We start from the raw sequence: 18155 nt of genomic DNA on the forward strand, positions 1-18155 counted from the left end.
GACGGAGGGGGCCGGGGACGCGGCCGGCGCGACGCGGCGGTGGCCCGCGCCCGCCCGACGCCCGTGCGGTCGCACCTTCGCCGGACACCCCTCCGCGCCTGCTCGTTGGGTGATCGCACGACCACGACGCGGGTGGGGCTGACCCGGCTGTTCCGCGTGCTCCCCATCCCGCACCGGCACCTCACGCCCGCCAACATCCGTTGTGGCGACGCGCTGTTCGCGCGGCGCCGACCCGCTCAGTTCGGGGCGAGGGCGGTGAGCCAGTCCTCGACGGCCAGGACGTCCGCCCACCGCGGGAACAGCCGGTCGGTGAGCGTGCGGTGCACCTCGGGGTCGGTGTCGAGGCAGGCGTCCGCCAGGACGGTGAGGCCGAAGTCCAGGTCGTTCGCCTGGCACAGGGTGGACAGCACGACGCCGCTGGTGGCGATGCCCGTGAGCACCAGGTGGTCGATGCCGCGGACCCTGAGCACCAGGTCGAGGTCGCTCCCCGAGAACGCGCTCGCCCGCCGCTTGGTGATCACCACGTCGCCGTCCTGCGGGGCGACGTCGGGATGGATCGCCGTGCCCGGGTCCCCCTCGGTGAACAGGCCCTCCCGCACCGCGGCGGAGAGCACCTTGTGGTGCGCGCTGACGTCCGGCCGGCCCGGCCGGAACCCGATCACCACGTAGATCACCGGGAGGTCCGCGGCGCGGGCGCCGTCGATCGCGCGGCGGACCCGCCGCAGGTACCCGGAGCCGTCGTCGGCGATCTCCACGATGTCCTGTTGGACGTCCATCACCAGCAGGGCGCTGTTGCCCATGGTCGCTGTCCTCTCTCCGCCGGGGAGGGCGGGTTCCACCGCCGACCACGAACGCGTCTCGGGGGGTTGGCCGGGGTGTGGAGCGATCTTCCCACCGGCCGGCGGTGCGGCGACATCGCCCGCCCGTATGACGTCAGGGGGCCGGCCGGAACGCGAGCACCGTGCAGTGGCCGCCGAAGCCCAGCGAGTTGCTGAGCGCGAGGGGGACCGACTGGCGGCGGGGGCGACCGGTCACCAGGTCCACGACCGGGGCGTCGGGGTCGGGACGGTGGAAGTTGGCGGTGGGCGGGACGGTCTGGTGCTGGACGGTGAGCGCGGTGAGCGCCGCCTCGATCGCGCCGGCGGCGCCCATGGTGTGCCCCAGGACGCCCTTGGTGGAGGTCACCGAAGGGGCCGCGGAACCGAAGAGCCGTCCCAAAGTGGCCGCTTCCGTACGGTCGTTGAGGGGGGTACTGGTTCCGTGGGCGTTGACGTGCGCGACGTCCGCCGGGGTGGCGCCGGCGGAGCGCAGCGCCTCCTGCGTGGCCAGCCGCAGGCCCCGGCCCTCCGGATCGGGGGCCACCGGATGGTGGGCGTCGGCGGCCATGCCGTGGCCGGCGAGCCGGGCCCGTACCGGCGCCCGGCGGGCGACGGCGTCCGCGGTGCGTTCCAGGACGAGCACCCCCGCGCCCTCCCCGAGCACGAACCCGTCCCGGTCGACGTCGAAGGGACGGGAGGCGCGGTCGGGGCTCCCGTGGCGGCGGGACAGCGCGCCCATGCGGGCGAACGCGGTGGCGCACAGCGGGGTGACCATGGCGTCGGCGCCGCCCGCCACCGCCACGTCGCAGGCCCCCGCGGACAGCAGGAGCGCGGCCAGCGCCACCGCGGCGGCGCCCGATGCGCAGGCCGTCGCGGTGTGCAGGACCGGGCCCCGGGCGCCGAGGGCGAGGGCCAACTGCCCCGCGGCCATGTTGGGGAGGAACGCGGGGAGGGTCAGCGGGGAGACGGCCCGGGGACCGCCGTCGGTCAGTTTGCGGAGCTGCTCCTCGTAGGTGCCCACGCCGCCGGCCGCCGACCCCAGCACCACCGCGACGCGCGCGGCGTCCCGGGCGGCCGGGTCCAGTCCGGCGTCGGCGACCGCCTCGTGGGCGGCCGCCAGGGCGAACTGGGTGCACCGGTCGTGCTGCCACGGCCGGGGCCCCGGCACCTGGGTGCGCGGGTCGAAGCCGGGCACGCGGCAGGAGAACCCGACCGGCAGACCCGCCAGTTCGGGATCCGGGGCCGCGGTGCCCCGCCCGGCGCAGACTCCCTTCCAGGTCGCCGCGGTCCCGGAACCGGCCGGGGTGACCAGGCCGATTCCGGTGACCGCGAGACCCGCGTCGTCGCCTGGGACGCTCACTGCGGGGCTCCTCCCCGGTCGGCGACGCCCTCGACGGTCAGCTGCGCCGACACGGCCTGCGCCACCTGTTCCAGGGTCAGTTCGGCGGTGGCGCCGTCCTCGTCCAGCGGGACGCCCCAATGCTCCTGGAGGGTGACGTAGAGCTCGACGACGGCGAGGGAGTCGAGTTCCAGGGCGCCGAGGGTGCTGTCGGGGCGGATTTCCTCGGCGTCCACCTCGAACTTGTCGGTGAGGACGGTCACGAGGTGGTCGTAGACAGGGTCCATGTCTTCCTCCGGTGCGTGGGACGGGGGGTGGCGTCGGTGGTGCGGGGTTCCGGGGCGTGGTCGTGGGGGCGGACGGCCGGCCAGGTCAGGGCGGCCGAGGCCCAGGTGAGGCCGCCGCCGAAGGCGGTGAGCAGGGTCGGGGTGCCGGGGGAGACCCGGCGGTGCGCGGCGGTGTCGGCGAGGGCCAGCGGGATCGACGCGGCGGCGGTGTTGCCGACGTCGCGGAGGTTGCCGTAGCGGTGGCGGGGCGGGATGCCGACCCGTTCGGCGACCGAGTCGAGGATCCGCTGGTTGGCCTGGTGGCCGATGAACGCCCCGACCACGGTCGGCGACCACCCCGTCTTCTCCAGCACGGCCCGCGAGGACTCGGTCATCCGGCGCACCGCCTGCCCGTACACCTCGCGGCCGCGCATCCGGAAGTAGTGGTCGTCACGGCACCGCCGGCGCGCCGGGTCGGGCTGCCGGGCGCCGCCGGCGGCGATCGCGATGAGGTCGCTGCCGGTGCCGTCGGAGCCCCAGTCGGTGGCCGCGACCGCACCGGGCTCGGCCCGGTCACCGGCGCGCAGCAGCACCGCGCCGGCCCCGTCGCCGAAGATCACCGCGGTGTCCCGGTCCAACGGGTCGATGATGCGGGAGTAGGTCTCGGCGCCGATCACCAGGGGGCGGGTGCAGACACCGGTACGGATCAGCGCGGTGGCGACCGTGAGGCCGTACAGGAAGCCCGAGCACACCGCCGCCAGGTCGAAGGCGGGCACGGTGCCCAGCCCCAACCGGTGGGCGACCTCGGGTGCGGTGGCCGGGCAGCGCCGGTCGGGGGTGGTGGTGGCGACGAGCACCAGGTCCGCCCGGGCCCGAGCGGACTCCTGGGCCGCCCGGCCGGCCGCCACCGCGAGGTCCCCGGTGCTGGTGTCGTCCTCGGCGGCCCGGCGCCGGGCGATGCCGGTGCGGGTGCGGATCCACTCGTCGCTGGTGTCCAGGACGCCGCGCCGCCGGACGTCCTCGTTGGTCAGCACCCGCGGCGGCAGGCAACTGCCGATGCCGTCGATCACGGCCGTCGGACTCACCGTTGTCATGGTGGTGTTCCTCGATTCGCGGGCGGTCAGGCGGTGAACGGGGACGGCGGTTTGGGGATACCGGCCAGCCCGCCGTCGGGTACGGAGGCGCCGCCGTCGAGCACCAGGGCCTGCCCGGTGAGGTACGAGGCGGCGGGGGAGGCCAGGAACAGCGCGGCGTGGGCGATCTCGTCCGGTTCCGCCCAGCGGCCCAACGGGACGTGCGCCATCAACCAGTCCGACAGCGGCGCCTGGGAGGAGGCGAAGGTCGTCATGTCGGTGCGGGTCCAGCCCGGGCACAGCGCGTTGACCCGGACGCCGTCGCGCGCCCAACCGACCGCCAGGCTGCGGGCGAGCGCGATCTGCGCCGCCTTGGAGGCGCCGTACGCCTCCATCCGGGGGGTGCCGGCGACCCCGGCTAGGGAGGACATCACCACCACGCTGCCCCGGGACGAACCGGTGAGGTGGCGGTGGGCCCGCCGGCACAGCGCCGCGGTGGCGTTGAGGTTCACCGACACGACGCGGTCCCAGTCGGCCTGCGCGGAGTCCTGGAGGGGCACGAGGATCGGGGCGCCGTCGTCCTGCGTGGGCAGCACGCCCGCGTTGTGGACGAGCACGTCGAGACCGCCGAGCGCGGTCGCCGCCTCGTCCACGACCGCCTCGGCGACCCCGGGTTCCGCGAGGTCGCCGGGGACCAGCGCCGCAGTGCGGCCCTCGTCCTCCACCAGCGCGGCGGTCTCCTTGAGCGCGCCCGAACTCCGCGCGGACAGTGCGAGGTCGGCGCCGGCCCGGGCGAGGGCCACGGCGGTGGCCTTCCCGATGCCCCGGGAGGCGCCGGTGACCAGGGCCCGTGCCCCGTCCAGTCGGAACGGGGTGTGAAGGGACGTCATGAGGAACTCCTCTGCAAGGCGGGGGTGGGGCTGGTGGACGTGGGGGGTGGGGCGGGGGCGTGCGGCGCGGCCCGGGTGGGGGCGATGCGGATGGTGGGCGCTCCGGTCCAGGTCAGCAGGGCGCTGCCCCAGGTCACGCCGGCGCCGAAGACGGCCAGCAGGATCCGGCCGCCGGGCGGCAGCAGTCCGCGGGCGGCGGCGCCGGCCAGCGCGTACGGGGCGCTCGCGGCGCCGATGTTGCCGACCTCGTCGCCGACGATGACCAGCCGCCCGGGTGGGATGCCGATCCGTTCGCCGAGGCCGCGCAGCAGTACCGGGTTGGGCTGGTGGGTGATGACGGCGTCGATGTCCTCCAGCCGCAGGTCGTTGGCGGCCAGGCTCTCGCGCACGAGCCGGGGGAAGATCTCGACGATGAAGTCCCGCACCGCGCGACCGTCCATGTGGATGTGGTGCCGGTGCGCGCCGAGCGTGGCGGGACTGGCCGGGGCGCGGCTGCCGCCGGCCGGGATCAGGACGTGGTGCGCGCCGGTGCCGTCGGAGCCGAGGCGGAAGTCGCCGAACCCGGCGCCGTCGTGCACCGGGCCGAGCACCGCGGCCGCCGCCCCGTCGGCGAACAGCACCGCGGTGCCCCGGTCGGTGGGGTCGAGGAACTTCGAGTACGCCTCGACGCCGACCACCGCCGCGTACCGCGCGCCGCCGCTGCCGCGCAGCCAGTCGTGCGCGACCCGGGCCGCGAACAGCCAACCGGCGCAGGCGGCGCTGACGTCGAGCGCCACGGCGTGCCGGGCCCCGATCAGGGCCTGGATGCGGCAGGCGGTGGACGGGCCGAGTTCGTCGGGGGTGGAGGTGGCGGCGATCAGCACGTCGAGCTGGTCGACGTCGATGCCGGCGGCGGCCACCGCGGCGCGGACCGCGTTCGCCGCCAGGTCGGACGCCGCCTGGTCGGGGTCGGCGACGTGCCGGGTGTGCACGCCGGTGCGCTGGGCGATCCACTCGGCGGTGACGCCGGCGGCGGCCGCGACGTCCTGGTTGGTGCGGGTGTCGTGCGGCAGGTAGGTGCCCATGCCCAGGACGCCGATGTGCGGCAGGGGGGAGGAGTGCGGGCTCATGACGGCCTTCCGGTCACCGGTCGAGGGAGTCGTACAGGGCGGCCGCGTAGTCGTCGGCGGCCAACGGGGCCGGCGCCGCGCCCGGAGGCGCGCCCAGCGCCTCGCACAGCAGCGGGAGGTGGGGCAGCAGCCGGTCGCACAGGCCGTCGACCACCGCGGGCAGCGCCCGGACGGTGGCCGGGGCGAGCGCGCCGGTGGCCAACAGCCCGCCGGCCAGGCGGCGTGCCTCGACGGCCCCGTACAGGGCGGCCAACGGGCGCAGCACGCAACGGAGTTCGGGGTCGTGGACGGCCTCCACGGCGGCGGCCACGGCATCCGCGACCAGTCGGGCGCCGTACGCCTCCCCGAGGCCGTGCGCGGAGTCGAGCAGCGGGTTCCACAGGTCCAGCCCGGTCCGCCCGACCCGGGCGCCTTGGCGGACGGCGCGGTGCAGGTCCTCGCGCAGCCACCCCTCCTGCGACCGGGCCACCGCCGGCCACCACCCGGGGTGGTCCGCGGGAACGGCGGCCGGCCGCACGGCGCCGCCCGCTCCGCCGCCCCGCTCCTGGGCGAGCGCCCGACCGGCGTCCAGCAGGATCAACTGGCTGTCGCCGCCCGCGGTGTCGAAGGCGTGCGCGAAGCCGTGGTAGCCGTCGAGGAGGTTGGGGCGCAGGAAGCCGGCCAGCCCGCAGCGGTGCTGGCAGTCGCCGGCCACCCGGGCGGCGCCGCGCACCGTGACCGCCTTGAGCACCGCCAGCGGCCGGTCGACGGCGGTCCACGGGGAGAAGGTCATCCCGTCCGCACGGCGCGCCGGCGCACCGTGCGCCGCGGCACCGCGGGACCGGGCCCAGATCTCCCGTGCGGTCCGACCGGCACAGGTCAGCGCGAACGAGGTGGCGAGCGCGCCGAGCAGCGCGTGCTGCTGGTTGCGGAACTCCAGCACGCTCGCGCCGGGGGCCAGCCGGCCGTGGGCGCGGCGGTGCGCGGCGAAGCGCAGGGCGGTCACGGCCGACTGGCGGGCCATCGTGGCGACCGCCGAGGGCAGGGTGGCCCACAGGATCTGCCCCACGGACAGGGTCCGTTGGAGCCGGGCGTCCGGACCGCCCAGCGGATCGTGGAAGGCCCCGTCCGCGTCGATGCGTGCCCGGTCCCGCAGCCACTGCCGGTACGGCACCCGCACCCCGTCGAACCGCACCAGCGCGTAGTCCAGGGGCAGCGAGGGCACGTCGACGCTGCGGGTCACCTGCACGCCGGGGCGCGGGCCGTCGGCGTCGGTGAGCTCCACCAGGAACGAGAACACCCCGCGCGCGGTCCCGTCGACCACCAGCCGGGCGCACACCACGGCGCTCTGCGGCACGCCGGAACCCCCGACGCCGGAGAACTTCGCCGCACCCACCACCGGTGTGTCGAGCACGAACTCCCGGGTCTGCGGGTCGAACCGGGCGGTGGTCCGGATGCCCAGGTGGCTGCTGGCGTCGCCGACCTCGGTCACCAGGAAGACGCCCTTGGTACGGCCGGTGGCCAGCGCCTGCCAGGGACGGCCGAGCGTCGCCGGGTCGTCGGCGAGGGTGACGACGGAGCCCAGGCAGAGCACGTAGTGGTTGACGACGGCCATGTAGAGCGGCGGGTCGGCGAGCGCCACGCACTCGCTGAGCACCGCGAGTTGTTCCGGGTCCCGGAACAACTCGCCCACCGGGGGCAGGTTGTCCGCGAGGAGCCGCAGGCGCCGGTGCACCCGCTGGGCGGAGACCTCGGGAGGGTCGGCGGCCCGCTCGCGGTCGGCTGCCAGGGCGGTCAGGAGGCGGCTGCGCAGGGTGTAGGGGCGGGCGCCGTGGACGAGCGCGTCGAGCTCACCGGGCGGTTGCGGGTACGTGGTCATCGTGTTGGCTCCAGAAGGCGGCGGCGAGCGCGGCGTTCGGCCGGTCGGCAGTCGGGGCGCCGGGCCGCGGCCAGGGGAAGGTGGGATCGGTGAGCGGCGCGCGGGCGCCGACCGCCTCGGACGGCAGGGTCCGCCGGATGCTGCGGGTCAGCGCCCCGCCGGTGCCGGCCTCGAAGAACAGGGTGCGGCCGCCGGCACTCAGCCCGTCGAGCACCGCCGGCAGCCGCACCGGGTGGACGAGGCAGTTGGCCAGGCCGCGGTGGACGTCGTCCCCCGGCCCGTAGGGACCGCCGTGGACGGCCGAGTGCACGGGCATCCGCGCCGGGCGGGGGCCGAGGTGCCGGATCGCGGCGGCGAAGGCGTCCGCGGGCCCGGTGAGGGACGGGTGGTGGGAGGCGAACGGCAACCGCAGGCGCGCGGCCGGCAGGCCCCGCCGCGCGGCGACGTCCTCCACGGTGCCCAGTTCCGGCAGCGGCCCGCTGACGATGCTCTCGTCCGGAGCGTTGACGCAGGCCAGTGCGACGCCGGGGCAACCGGCGGTACGCAGCAGGTCCTCCGTGCGCTCCGCGCCGGCCCCGATCAGCGTCAAACCACCTGCGCAATGCGCCAGTTGGTGAGCCAAGAGACAGGCGATCCGGGCGCCCTCGGCGACCTCGAACACGCCGGCCGCCGTGAGCGCGGCGATCTCCCCGAAGCTCACGCCGAGCACCCGGTCCGGCGCCAGGCCGGTGGCGCACAGCGCGCGGTGCACGGCCACCGACGAGCAGAACAGGGCGAGTTGGGGGGTGCCCACACTGCCGGCGGCGAGCTCGCGACCACTGGGCGGCGCCTCGCTCAACAACGCCTTCGCAAGCGGCACGATCCCGAATTCGTCACCCACCTCCTCGGCCTCTTCGCATACGTCACGTACGGCTTTCCGCACGACCGAGTGCGTGCGAATCGCCCGGCTGAGAGGACTCACCGCGAAATCGCCCTGCCCGGGAAAGACATGGACGATCCTCAGTGGTTCCGGGTTACGTTTCCCTTTTTTGGCCGCGACGGCAGCAGGCATTTCCTCGCCCCATTTCCGGTGGTTCCCGGTCGGTGTTGTGCCATTCAACATCCGTCCTCGGGCCCGTGGACTTCGTTTCCGGTCCGGGACTGTTGAAAGGGGTGAACGCGCAGGCCGTGCGGTGTCCCGGGAGTGCTACGACGGTGACGTCACGGCGAACGTCCGGTGCAACACGGCGCTCGCCACCGGGAGTTTCCGGAAGGGCGTCAGCAGTTGCCGCAATCGACCGGCGGCCAGATCCGCCGTTCCGGACCGCAGCTGGACGTAGTGGTCGAGGAAGGAATTCCACGAGGCGCATGCCTCTTCCACATGACCGAGCCCCATGAGTATTTCCGCGTGCTGGGCGTGACTCAGCGCCATGCCCCGGTGGTCCGCCGCGGAACGGTGCGCCAGTGAGTTCGCCAACGCCGCCCGGGCGGCCGGCAGGTCACCGGAATGTCTGAGGACCTCGGCGCTCTGGAACTCCAGCGAACCGGCCGAGTAGGCGGTGAACGGCTCCGCCGCGCCGCCGCGCTCGCCCTTGGCCAGTGCCCGCTCGGCCCGGTCCAAGGACTCCCGCGCCGCCCGATGCCGCCCGTAGGCCGCCTGCGTCACGGCCAGTTGGGACAGCAGGAACGCCCGGGCCGGCCCCTGGGAGGCCCGGGTGGCGGCGGCGGCCTCGGCGGCGAGCAGGGCGGTGCGCCGGTGGCCCAGCGCCAGCCCCTGGGCGCTCAGCCCGCGCAGCACGACGGCGCGCGCCGTGGCGTCCCCGGACTCGTCGGCGATCCGCAGCGCCGTGCTGAAGTGGCGCTGGGCGAGCCCGTGGAGCGACGCGTCCTGATACATCCGGGCGAGCAGGAACGCGAGCCGGGAAGCCTCCACCAGCAGCTCGCTGCGCGGCTGGTGACCGTCCCGCTCGCGCAGCAGCGGAGCGATGTCGTCCGCGAGGTACGCGGCCAGCGCCGACCGGGCCCGGCGCCCGCCGTGCGCGTCGAAGGAGGCCGAGTAGAAGCGCACCGCGAGCCGGACGACGCCGAGGTCGGCGCCGGCGTCCGGCGCGCCGCGCGGTGCCCGGGGCGTCGGCACCCGCTCCGCGCAGCCGTCCGCGGCTCGCGCCAAATCCGCTTTCCGGTACGGCATCACACGGGCCGCGGCCCGCCGCGCGGGGTCGTTCTCCATGCTGCACAGCTCGGTGAGCGCGGCGCCCACCGGAAGGGCGGAGAGGGGGAGCCGCCCGCCCGCCGGAGCGGACGGCTCCCCGGAGAGCCCCGCCGCGGCGGGGGAGACCGAGCGGCCCAGCCGACGGGACAGCGCCTCCGCGATCAGTTCCGGCGCCGGTGGCGCCGGACGGGTCCCGCTGAGCCAGTGCGCGACGGCCGTGCGGTCGTAGTTGAGGTCGAGGTCTATCTCCGAGGCGAGGGCGTTGACCGTGCGCGCCAATGCCGCCTGGGTCCAGCGGGCCTCCGCCAGCAGGGCCCGCAGATTGGCGTTGCGGCGGCGTGACGAGGGCACCTAGGGCTCCCGGCACGGTGGTTCGGGCGGGATGCGGAGCATCCGCGCCGCGTCATTCCGCGTCAATTCCCCGGTCATGCCGCGGACGCCCGAAGGAGGGGAACCGGAGAAACGGGTGGTGCCAAAGGAGTTCATGGGGAGCGACGTCCGTACGTGGTATTGCCGTGGTGCCTGATCAATTTCCTACCCACCGCTGCGGGGGCCCTCCGGAGTGTCCGGGGAATTCTTCCGGGGCAGCCTCTCCGTGGCCGGAAAGGCGCCTTGCGGACCGCTGAGCCGTAGCCAACAGCCGTCCACCAACGGAACCATGAAACCAGCCCAGGTGGAACGCCGGACCACGGCGGGAAGCGTGAACGTGTTGAAAGCCACTCGTCCCGACGAACAATCCTTAGCCCGAGCCCGACCATTGAGCGAGGCACAGAGACGATGACGCCCCCGCGCCGCCCCAACCGGATGCTCGCGGCACTGTTGGCCGAGGCCGACTGGACCGCCACCGACCTCGCCCGCGCCGTCAACGCCCTCGGCGCCGCCCAAGGAGTGCGCCTGCGCTACGACCGGACCTCGGTGGCCCGCTGGCTCAACGGAGCCCGCCCCCGGCCGCCGGCCGGCCAACTGATCGGCCAGGCGCTGGGCCGCCGCGTCGGCCGCCGGCTCACGCCCCGCGACACCGGCTTCGCCGACCCCGACCCCACCGGCGGCACCCTGACGACCGTGCTGCGCGGCGGCGACCCGGTGCTCCGCCTCGCCGCCCTCTGCCGCGCCGAGACCGACCCCGCGCACCGGGCCGACCTGGCGCGCACCGTCCTCTCCGCCCCGCCACCCCCGTTCAGCGGCTGGGGGAGCCGACGCCCGACCCTGCCCCCGGCCGACCTCCGCGCACCGCAGGCGTCCGCCGCGGCCCCGGCGCGCCTGGAGGCGGTGGCCATCCACAGCGCCCACGTGGGCGAGCGGCACGGCGGCGCCCACGGCCGCCCCGCGCTCGCGGGCTACCTCGCCACCGAAGTGGTGCCGCTGCTCACCGCCCCCGCACATCCCGCGGTCCGACGGGCCCTCCTCACCGCCGCCGCGCACCTGACGCTCCTCCTGGCCGGCCGCACCTGCGAAACCGGGCACCCCGCCCTCGCCCAGCACTACTACGACATCGCCCTCGAACTCGCCCGCGCGGCCGGCGACCACAGCTCCTACGCGATCGTCCTGCGCTGCCTCAGCCTCCAGGCGCACCAACTCGGCGACCACCACCAAGCGCTCGCCCTGGGCGAGGCCGCCATCGAGATCGCGGGATCGGCGGTGCCCGGCGCGGTCCGCTCCTACCTGCACGCGGGACGTGCCGTCGTCCGGGCCGGTGCCGGTCAGAGCCGGGCCGCGGCCGCCGACCTGTTGGCGGCGGAGCAGCACCTGGCGCGCGCCACGGGCCCCGAAGGCCCGTTCACCAGCTATCCGGAGACCGCCCTGCGCTACCAGCGGGCCGAGGTGCTGTCATGCCTGGGCGAGCACAAGGCCGCACTCGGCGAACTGGCCAACTCCCTCGCCTGCCGGCCCGCCGACCACCACAAGGCCCGCACCCTGCTGCACGCCCAGCTCGCCCACACCCTGCTCGCCCTGAACGAGGTGGACGCGGCCGTGGAGCACTCCGTGCAGGCCCTGCGCCACCACCGGCAGCTGACCGCGGGTTCCGTGCACGGCACGCTGCCCCGGCTCGCCCAGCGGCTGGCCCCCCATCAACGCAATCCGCACGTCAAGGCGTTCCGGGAGCGGCTGCGCGCGACGGCCTGGTGAGGTCGGCGCAGCTCGCCTCCTCCGGACGGCATGGCCGCAGGTCGGCCGGTCGGCCGTCCGCTCCCTCGCCGGCCGCAGGCCCCGGGGGGAACCCGCCCAGCAACACCATCGCCACGTCCATAGGATCCGTCACAAGGCCAATAAAGGGGAGCGCAGCGCCCGTATCGATTCCCGGCACGCCCAGCCGACCGCACTGTTCACCCGGACGCACGCAGTCCGCCCGCCCTGCGGGCCCTGCGACGCCCACCGTCGGCCACCCCCGGAACTGTGCCCGGGCGCAGGGAAATTGCCCGCCCGGCAGCACCACGCCACCCGCACCGCACCGCGCACCGCCCGGCCGCCTGGAACGCCGCACCGCGCGCCGGGCCCCACCCCGGCGCGCGGTGCCGTCGTCGTGGGCCTCAGGCGCCCGACGGGCGGAGGGTGGCGAACACGCCGCGGTGCTCCGCGCCGTCGCCCGACCGCCAGACACCGGTGACCGCGCCCAGGAGCCCCGGCCCGCCGGCCGCCACGTCGCCGGCCGCGACGCCGGCACCGGCCACGGGCTCCAGCAGGCGCGCGAGGCGCAGGCCGAGGCCGCCCGAAGCCGACACCGACCGGCCGGCCGCCGCCGCACCGGACGCCTGCTCCGCGTCCGGTGCGGTGGTGGTCGCCAAGGCGAGCCCGGTGCCCTGTGCGTCGTGGGCGACGGTCACCACCGCCGCCACCCGCGACGAGCCGAACGCCGCGGCGTCCTCGACGTGACGCGTCACGGAGTCGTCGCGGGTGCCGGAGTCGTTCTGCGACTGCGGTACGGCACGTCCCTGGAACAGCGCGAGCAACTCGGCCGCGAACACCGGGTCATGGGCTCCGTCGTAGATCCACCGCATTCCCAGGACGCCGTGCCGGGTGGTGCCGACCAGGGCCTGTTCGGCACCGTCCAGCGGCGCCCCGCGGTAGGTGAGCGGGACGAAGTAGGACCGCGGAACGGCACCGGACCGGTCCGTGACGACCAGGCATTCGATGCCCACCTCGCCCTGCGGATCGTCGAGCCGGAAGCCCCCCGCCTTGGTCAGCTGCGGTGGCCGGTGCTCGCCCCGGAACCACGGCTGGCCGGGCAGCCAATCGGTCAGGACTTCCAACTTGGTGGGCTTGAGCGTGGTGTGGTGAATGACAGCCATGCTCCGGCAACACCACCCCCACCCACTTCATTCCACACCACGGTCGTTCGTTCCGACCCCGTTCCGCGCCGCGTCATTCCGCGCCCCCGGGGTGCTTGAGCGGACGCGCCGGGGTGGCCTCCGGTACATGCACGACGGCGTCGAACCAGTCGGCGAGCGAGCCGCCGGACATGTGGTGGTCGGCGTCGGCGGCCGGATCGTAGGCGGGGCCGATCAGCCGGGTCCTGGTCGGCGTCGCCAACCAGGTCCGGACGGCCGCCGGGGCAGCGGTCCGCAGGTCCAGCAGGTAGGCGTCCGGGCCGGCGGTTCCCAGGACCGCTTCGGCGAACTCCGGCGGGGGAGCGGGCACGGGGAACGGCACGTTCCCGTGGTGGAAGGTCAGCCCGAGGGACACGAAGCGGGCCCCGAAACGGGCGCGCAGGTGACTGCCGGCGTTCCGGTGCGTCGCGGGCGTCGGGGACGGGGAGAGGGTGCGGGGGTCGCCGTTGGAGGTGTGGGCCAGGCCGCCCCAGTAGACGACCTTGTGTCCGGTGCGCTCCTGCCAGCGGATGGTGTCCTCGGCCAGGCACCGTTCGACGGCCGCCAGTTGGTCGAGGGACGAGGGTGCCCGGCGGGCTCCGCCGTCCGAGCCGGTCAGGTGCACCGGATCGTGCGGGTGGCGGCGGTTGTGGTCGCGCATCCACGCGATCAGGTCGAGCATCTCCTCCGTCCGCCAGAACGACCGGGCCGCCGACAGCAGCGCTCGTGGGTCGCCCGGCCCGCCGTTGACGTACGCGTCGAGACCGATCCTGGAGGGGACGTCACCCTCCAACACCAGTGTGCGAAAGCCCTCTTCCTCGACCAGCAGCCGAACCATCCGGTGCGCCACCGCGGACAGCTCGTGGGACTCCCGACCGGCGGCGCCCAGCGCCACGACCTCGGCGTCCCGCACCATGTCCGCCAACGGCCGCACGTCGGTGAGCGGGGCGGCGGGCTCGTCCGTGGTGAGGTGGTGGGCGTTTTCCCTGATCCACCGGGTGACCTCTTCGACCATGATGCGACCTGCTTCCCTCGTGTGGCGCCAGACGGTGCGGCGCCGACCGGCCGCGCACGCGGGGTCGGCCGACCGGGCGGTCCCGAACGGTGCGGCCCCGCCGGGCGGTTGCCGCAGGAGAAGCCTCGAACGTCAACCGCGGTTGAGGTCAAGTCGAGGGAATGCCTGGCCCGCTCCCCGGGTCGGGTCCGTCGGCCCGGCCCGTCTGGGCCAGGCAGCACCGGACGAAGCCCTGGACCACCGGGTTGGTGTCGTCCGCCGGAGCCCAGGCGACGGCGACCTGACTGGGACTGATGCCGGTCACCGGGCGGTAGGTGATCCCGGGGCGCGCGTAGAAGCGGGTGGCGGATTCCGGAGCGAGCGCGACGCCGTAGCCGTTGGCGATCGCGCTGAGCCACTCGTCCGGCTGGTCGGTGACGGCGCCCACGTCGACCGGGTGTCCGCCGCGCTCGTCGGCGGCCAGCCAGTAGTCCCGCCAGCGACCCGTTTCCGCCGGTGCCGCCACGAACGGCTCGTCCCACAAGGCGCGGAACGGGACCACCTCGCGCGCGGCCAAGGGGTGGGTGGCGGCGAGCGCCACGCAGCGGGGTTCGGTGAAGAGCGCCGCGACGCGCAGGGACTCCTGGCCCGGGAACGGCAGCCGCAACAAGGCGACGTCGACCTCCGCGTCGGCCAGTCCGGCCGACGGATCGGACCACGCGGCCTGACGCATCTCCGCCCGCCAACCCGGTCGCCGCCGAGCGAACTCCGCGACGATGCGCGGCGTCGCCTCGTTGGCACCACTGGCCAGGAACCCGACCCGCAGTACGTGGTGCGACCGGATCGCCGTCGCCCTCGTCTCCCGCACGGTCCGATCCCAGTCGCCCAGCAGGGACGGCACCCGCTCCGCGAAGGCACGACCCGCCTCGGTGACGGCCATGCCGGCCCGGGACCGCGTGAACAGGCGCACTCCGAGCTGCGCTTCCAACTGCTTGATCTGCTTGGTCAGCGCCGGCTGGGAGACGAACAGGCGCTGCGCGGCACGGGTCAGGCTCCCGTCCTCCGCCACGGCGACGAAGTAGCGCAGCAGTCGGGTGTCGACGTCCATGCCGCCAGGTTATGGCCGCAGGTATTGGACGCCGCGCCACGGTGCGACGAGTCTGGTCGCAGGTGACCCGAGCGGAAAAGGAGGCGTCGCCCCATGGCTGCGGCCTACATGATCATCACCGTCCTGACGGTCGTGGCGAACGCGGCGATCGCCGTAGCGGACCTCGTGCGGGCCGAGTTCGTCCTCGCCAACTCCGCCGCAGTGGGCGTTCCGCCGTCCTGGCTCCCGTGGCTCGGCGCGCTCAAGGGCGCGGGAGCGGCCGGGCTGCTGGTCGGCCTCCTCGGCTTCCGCTCCCTCGGCGTCGCCGCCGCCGTCGGGCTCGTCCTCTTCTTCGCCGGCGCCGTCGTCGCCCACGTCCGGGCGCGTGCCTACGCCACCATGGCCGCTCCCGCCGGGTACTTGGGACTGGCGGTGGCCTCGCTCGCCCTCACCGTGCTGAGGTGGGGCGGAGCGTGACGCCGCGGCGGAGGCGAGCGGGCACCGCGCCCGGTCCCGCTACTCGTCCAGGAGCGACAGGAGCAGGGTGACCACGACGACCCCGATGCCGATGGCCGCGCCGAGCACGGGGTGGTAGTAGGCGAGGTAGACGGCCAGGCCGCCGAGTACGAGGGCGAGGGCAGTACGCGTGTCCATGCCGTGAGGTCCCGCCGGGGACCGCGGATTTTTCATCCGGCGGCGATGAAAGGAATCGGGGCGCCGACTCGTCCTCTCCCTGAGCCCGGGGCCCTGTTGCGGTACCCGGTCAGTGGAGAGGACGACACATGAGGCAGCTCTCAGGGGGCGGCGACGACTCCGGAGAGGCGCACCGCCGGTTGTCGAAGGCACGCGAGGCCGCTCTGATGGAGGACGCGCTGCGCGCCATCGAGCCCCGGCTGATCTCCTCGGTCACGCGGGTCACGCGTGATTACCACCTGGCCCAGGACATCACCCAGGAGACCTGCATAGCGGTGCTCCAGGAGTTCCGCCGGGGTACCAAGTTCGAGAAGCCGATCATCGTGTTCGCGACCGTCGTCGCCCGCAACAAGCTCCGGGACCATTGGCGCAAGGCGTCGTCGAGCGAGCGGCTCTACGACGAACCCCCGGAACACGCACGGCAGTTAGCGTCCGCCCCGGCCGCCGGGCTGGAGTACCTCGAACTGCTGGAGTCGGTGAAGACCGCGATCTCCGACGAACGGCAGGCGGCCGTCTGGGAACTCACCCACGTCTGGGGACTGAAGGGCGTCGAGATCGCCGAGCTGCTGGAGGTCTCGTCCGCGACGGTCAGCCGTGAGCTGGCCGCGGCCGAGACCAAGGCGAAGCGCTGCCGTGACGATGAGGAACCGGCCCCCGCGTAGGCCACGGCCCGGGCACCCGGCCGCCGCGCCCGGGCCTTGGCGCGGCGCCGGACCGGACCTCGCCCCGGGGCCACGGGACGGTCGTCGACCGCCCCGTGCCCCCCGGGTGGGACCGATCCACCTCCAACAGTTCCTGAGGGAAGGGTGACCATGAACAACAGCCATTCCTCTCCGCACGAGAGGATGCTGGCCTACCTCCGAGAGGGGGACCAGCTCGTGCCCCCCGACGCGCGCAGCCCGCGTGACGGGGAAGCCCGGTACGACATGCTGTCGGCGGCCGCCGAGACGACCGCGACGGCGACGAACCCGCCCGAACACCTCGACGTGTCGCCGGACGCCTGGTACCGGGACGGGCTCGACGAGACGCTCGGACGATCGGTGGTGAAGTGGTGACGCGGCGACCGGACCCCGCGGGTGCCGGTCCGCAGGCGTGCACCGGACTCCCGCGCACGGCTGCGGGCGTTCCCGGCAGGCACCAACCCCGTTGTGGGCGGGGGCGATTCCTGGGCCCTCGCCAGGGGGAGGCGGGGTTCGGGCCCGACCCGACGTTCCGGTGCGGCACACGAGGGTTGCCGCAGCGGACGTCGGCGTAGCTCGGCGACGTGACCGGCGGCGCGGCCCACACAGGGGGATGGGCCGCGCCGCTCCGCGTCACGTGCGGGCGGGCGCAGGTGCCAACCCGTCGGCCACCAACCCGGCGAGGACCGCCTCGCCCAGGGCCTGCACGGCGGACTGCGGCCGCACCATCACGTTGATCTCCTCGATCCGGCCGGCCCCGGCCCCGGCCCCGGCATGGTGCAGCAGGTCCATGCCGTGGACCTCCTTGCCGTTGACGGTGGCGCGGAAGATCAGCACCGACGACGGGGTGGCGGTGCCGTCCGCGCTCGTCTCGGCGGAGCCGGCGAACTCGCCGACGTAGCGGAAGTCCTCGAAGGTGCGCAGCAGGACCCGCAAGAGGCCCACCACCGCCGGCTTGCCTTCGAAGGGCCGGAACTTCACCGGGCTGTACAGGCGGACGTCCTCGGTCAGCAGTTCCTCCAGTGCCGCCAGGTCGCGGTCCTCGACGGCGGCCCGGAAGCGTGCTGCGGGTGCGGTCATGGTGGTGTCGTCTCCCATCCTGTTCGTCCTTCTCGTCGTGTTCTCGCTGCTCGTACTCGCCGCGTGCCGGGCCACGGCGCGCGATACTCATGATTCTGACTAATCAGAATCATGAGTACCATGGCATGTGCATCCCCGAGTAGGGGGCGAGCGCCACGGCGCGGAGCGGCGGGAGGAGAGCCGATGGCCTTGCGGCACGCAGTTCTGGCGGCCCTGCTGGGGGCGGAACTGAGCGGGTACCAACTCGCGAAGTCCTTCGACCTCGGGGTCGCCAACTTCTGGCACGCCCAGCCGCAGCAGGTCTACGCCGAACTGACCCGGCTGGAGAAGGACGGGCTGATCACCGGCCGCGAGGTCGTCCAGGACACCCGCCCCAACAAGCGCCTGTTCCGCGTCACCGACGCCGGCCTGGCGGAACTGCAGGGGTACGTCGCCGCCTCCACCAAGCCCTCCTTCATCCGCGACGACCTGCTGGTCAAGGTCCAGGCGGCCGGCCACGTCGACACCGCGGAGCTGATCGCCCGGCTGACCGAACGCGGCGAACTCGCCCGCGCGAAGGTCGAGCAGTTCGACGCGCTGCTGCGCACCCTGCGGGGCGCACGCACCGAGGAGGAGCACCTGCGCCACGGCACCCACGTCGGCCCGTACCTGACGTGCCTGCGCGGTCTGGCCTTCGAGGAGGGCAACCGCGACTGGTGCGCCCGTGCGGCGGCCGTGCTGCAAGCCAGGCTGACGGCGCAGAACACCGCCCGGGACTGACCGGACGCCCCGG

At 74.6% G+C, this 18155-nt stretch carries 19 protein-coding genes; 5 read left to right on the forward strand and 14 right to left on the reverse strand.

Annotated elements, in window-relative coordinates; translation table 11 throughout:
• Positions 1-236 precede the first annotated feature (236 nt).
• From ACJ6WD_RS07320 to ACJ6WD_RS07360, 9 genes are all read right to left on the reverse strand, one after another.
• Complete coding sequence (locus tag ACJ6WD_RS07320; RefSeq protein WP_331246282.1) at positions 237-800, reverse strand: isochorismatase family cysteine hydrolase; 564 nt, start codon at positions 798-800, stop codon at positions 237-239.
• A 133-nt stretch (positions 801-933) separates the two neighbouring features.
• Entirely contained in the window at positions 934-2178 is a 1245-nt protein-coding gene (locus tag ACJ6WD_RS07325; protein ID WP_233655800.1) for a beta-ketoacyl synthase, read from the reverse strand.
• Complete coding sequence (locus ACJ6WD_RS07330; protein WP_020963754.1) at positions 2175-2444, reverse strand: acyl carrier protein; 270 nt, start codon at positions 2442-2444, stop codon at positions 2175-2177. Before ACJ6WD_RS07330 ends, ACJ6WD_RS07325 begins: the two co-directional genes overlap by 4 nt.
• Positions 2417-3517, reverse strand: coding sequence for a beta-ketoacyl-ACP synthase III (locus tag ACJ6WD_RS07335; protein ID WP_233655799.1), 1101 nt, complete (start codon positions 3515-3517; stop codon positions 2417-2419). The genes ACJ6WD_RS07330 and ACJ6WD_RS07335 overlap by 28 nt, the downstream gene beginning before the upstream one ends.
• A gap of 26 nt (positions 3518-3543) precedes the next feature.
• Entirely contained in the window at positions 3544-4386 is an 843-nt protein-coding gene (locus ACJ6WD_RS07340; protein WP_407615331.1) for an SDR family NAD(P)-dependent oxidoreductase, read from the reverse strand.
• Positions 4383-5495: a 3-oxoacyl-ACP synthase III family protein gene (locus tag ACJ6WD_RS07345; RefSeq protein ID WP_407615332.1), complete on the reverse strand. Its 1113-nt coding sequence runs from the start codon at positions 5493-5495 to the stop codon at positions 4383-4385. The genes ACJ6WD_RS07340 and ACJ6WD_RS07345 overlap by 4 nt, the downstream gene beginning before the upstream one ends.
• A gap of 13 nt (positions 5496-5508) precedes the next feature.
• The gene (locus tag ACJ6WD_RS07350; RefSeq protein WP_407615333.1) at positions 5509-7353 is read right to left on the reverse strand and encodes an acyl-CoA dehydrogenase; all 1845 of its coding nucleotides are present in this window, start codon (positions 7351-7353) and stop codon (positions 5509-5511) included.
• Positions 7325-8233, reverse strand: coding sequence for an acyltransferase domain-containing protein (locus tag ACJ6WD_RS07355; protein WP_407615334.1), 909 nt, complete (start codon positions 8231-8233; stop codon positions 7325-7327). The genes ACJ6WD_RS07350 and ACJ6WD_RS07355 overlap by 29 nt, the downstream gene beginning before the upstream one ends.
• A 306-nt stretch (positions 8234-8539) precedes the next feature.
• Entirely contained in the window at positions 8540-9895 is a 1356-nt protein-coding gene (locus ACJ6WD_RS07360; RefSeq protein WP_407615335.1) for a hypothetical protein, read from the reverse strand.
• A gap of 426 nt (positions 9896-10321) precedes the next feature.
• Between ACJ6WD_RS07360 and ACJ6WD_RS07365 the strand changes: the two genes are divergently transcribed.
• Positions 10322-11671: a hypothetical protein gene (locus ACJ6WD_RS07365; protein WP_376442949.1), complete on the forward strand. Its 1350-nt coding sequence runs from the start codon at positions 10322-10324 to the stop codon at positions 11669-11671.
• Between the two features lie 401 nt (positions 11672-12072).
• Here the strand turns inward: ACJ6WD_RS07365 and ACJ6WD_RS07370 are convergent, their stop codons facing one another.
• The 3 genes from ACJ6WD_RS07370 to ACJ6WD_RS07380 form a co-directional block, all read right to left on the reverse strand.
• A complete protein-coding gene (locus tag ACJ6WD_RS07370) occupies positions 12073-12831 on the reverse strand; it encodes a maltokinase N-terminal cap-like domain-containing protein (RefSeq protein ID WP_407615336.1) in 759 nt (252 codons plus the stop codon).
• A 73-nt stretch (positions 12832-12904) separates the two neighbouring features.
• Positions 12905-13864 (reverse strand): erythromycin esterase family protein, encoded by a 960-nt coding sequence (locus tag ACJ6WD_RS07375; RefSeq protein ID WP_233655791.1) that lies wholly within the window; start codon positions 13862-13864, stop codon positions 12905-12907.
• A 148-nt stretch (positions 13865-14012) separates the two neighbouring features.
• Positions 14013-14951, reverse strand: a complete 939-nt coding sequence (locus ACJ6WD_RS07380) for a LysR family transcriptional regulator (protein WP_407615337.1) — start codon at positions 14949-14951, stop codon at positions 14013-14015.
• A gap of 93 nt (positions 14952-15044) precedes the next feature.
• On the opposite strand from ACJ6WD_RS07380, the gene ACJ6WD_RS07385 reads away from it, so the two are divergent.
• Positions 15045-15407: a DoxX family protein gene (locus tag ACJ6WD_RS07385; protein ID WP_407615338.1), complete on the forward strand. Its 363-nt coding sequence runs from the start codon at positions 15045-15047 to the stop codon at positions 15405-15407.
• A 39-nt stretch (positions 15408-15446) separates the two neighbouring features.
• Here the strand turns inward: ACJ6WD_RS07385 and ACJ6WD_RS07390 are convergent, their stop codons facing one another.
• Positions 15447-15584 (reverse strand): hypothetical protein, encoded by a 138-nt coding sequence (locus tag ACJ6WD_RS07390; protein WP_020930953.1) that lies wholly within the window; start codon positions 15582-15584, stop codon positions 15447-15449.
• Between the two features lie 128 nt (positions 15585-15712).
• Between ACJ6WD_RS07390 and ACJ6WD_RS07395 the strand changes: the two genes are divergently transcribed.
• Together ACJ6WD_RS07395 and ACJ6WD_RS07400 are read left to right on the forward strand one after the other, a co-directional pair.
• Positions 15713-16285 (forward strand): sigma-70 family RNA polymerase sigma factor, encoded by a 573-nt coding sequence (locus tag ACJ6WD_RS07395; RefSeq protein ID WP_331246850.1) that lies wholly within the window; start codon positions 15713-15715, stop codon positions 16283-16285.
• A gap of 150 nt (positions 16286-16435) precedes the next feature.
• Positions 16436-16678 (forward strand): hypothetical protein, encoded by a 243-nt coding sequence (locus ACJ6WD_RS07400; RefSeq protein WP_233655787.1) that lies wholly within the window; start codon positions 16436-16438, stop codon positions 16676-16678.
• A 258-nt stretch (positions 16679-16936) separates the two neighbouring features.
• On the opposite strand, the gene ACJ6WD_RS07405 is transcribed toward ACJ6WD_RS07400, so the two are convergent.
• A complete protein-coding gene (locus tag ACJ6WD_RS07405; protein WP_407615473.1) occupies positions 16937-17383 on the reverse strand; it encodes a nuclear transport factor 2 family protein in 447 nt (148 codons plus the stop codon).
• A gap of 183 nt (positions 17384-17566) precedes the next feature.
• On the opposite strand from ACJ6WD_RS07405, the gene ACJ6WD_RS07410 reads away from it, so the two are divergent.
• Positions 17567-18142, forward strand: coding sequence for a PadR family transcriptional regulator (locus ACJ6WD_RS07410; protein ID WP_331246851.1), 576 nt, complete (start codon positions 17567-17569; stop codon positions 18140-18142).
• The last annotated feature ends 13 nt before the right edge of the window (positions 18143-18155 follow it).

Source organism: Streptomyces sp. VTCC 41912 (assembly GCF_045799175.1).
In the GTDB taxonomy this organism is placed as follows: domain Bacteria; phylum Actinomycetota; class Actinomycetes; order Streptomycetales; family Streptomycetaceae; genus Streptomyces; species Streptomyces albulus_C.

What these genes read in the sequence shown, in the direction of transcription:
- ACJ6WD_RS07320 (WP_331246282.1), bottom strand. Translation starts at nt 800, where the DNA reads ATGGGCAACAGCGCCCTGCTGGTGATGGACGTCCAACAGGACATCGTG.
- ACJ6WD_RS07330 (WP_020963754.1), bottom strand. Translation starts at nt 2,444, where the DNA reads ATGGACCCTGTCTACGACCACCTCGTGACCGTCCTCACCGACAAGTTC.
- ACJ6WD_RS07335 (WP_233655799.1), bottom strand. Translation starts at nt 3,517, where the DNA reads ATGACAACGGTGAGTCCGACGGCCGTGATCGACGGCATCGGCAGTTGC.
- ACJ6WD_RS07340 (WP_407615331.1), bottom strand. Translation starts at nt 4,386, where the DNA reads ATGACGTCCCTTCACACCCCGTTCCGACTGGACGGGGCACGGGCCCTG.
- ACJ6WD_RS07345 (WP_407615332.1), bottom strand. Translation starts at nt 5,495, where the DNA reads ATGAGCCCGCACTCCTCCCCCCTGCCGCACATCGGCGTCCTGGGCATG.
- ACJ6WD_RS07350 (WP_407615333.1), bottom strand. Translation starts at nt 7,353, where the DNA reads ATGACCACGTACCCGCAACCGCCCGGTGAGCTCGACGCGCTCGTCCAC.
- ACJ6WD_RS07365 (WP_376442949.1), top strand. Translation starts at nt 10,322, where the DNA reads ATGACGCCCCCGCGCCGCCCCAACCGGATGCTCGCGGCACTGTTGGCC.
- ACJ6WD_RS07370 (WP_407615336.1), bottom strand. Translation starts at nt 12,831, where the DNA reads ATGGCTGTCATTCACCACACCACGCTCAAGCCCACCAAGTTGGAAGTC.
- ACJ6WD_RS07375 (WP_233655791.1), bottom strand. Translation starts at nt 13,864, where the DNA reads ATGGTCGAAGAGGTCACCCGGTGGATCAGGGAAAACGCCCACCACCTC.
- ACJ6WD_RS07380 (WP_407615337.1), bottom strand. Translation starts at nt 14,951, where the DNA reads ATGGACGTCGACACCCGACTGCTGCGCTACTTCGTCGCCGTGGCGGAG.
- ACJ6WD_RS07385 (WP_407615338.1), top strand. Translation starts at nt 15,045, where the DNA reads ATGGCTGCGGCCTACATGATCATCACCGTCCTGACGGTCGTGGCGAAC.
- ACJ6WD_RS07390 (WP_020930953.1), bottom strand. Translation starts at nt 15,584, where the DNA reads ATGGACACGCGTACTGCCCTCGCCCTCGTACTCGGCGGCCTGGCCGTC.
- ACJ6WD_RS07395 (WP_331246850.1), top strand. Translation starts at nt 15,713, where the DNA reads ATGAGGCAGCTCTCAGGGGGCGGCGACGACTCCGGAGAGGCGCACCGC.
- ACJ6WD_RS07400 (WP_233655787.1), top strand. Translation starts at nt 16,436, where the DNA reads ATGAACAACAGCCATTCCTCTCCGCACGAGAGGATGCTGGCCTACCTC.
- ACJ6WD_RS07405 (WP_407615473.1), bottom strand. Translation starts at nt 17,383, where the DNA reads ATGACCGCACCCGCAGCACGCTTCCGGGCCGCCGTCGAGGACCGCGAC.
- ACJ6WD_RS07410 (WP_331246851.1), top strand. Translation starts at nt 17,567, where the DNA reads ATGGCCTTGCGGCACGCAGTTCTGGCGGCCCTGCTGGGGGCGGAACTG.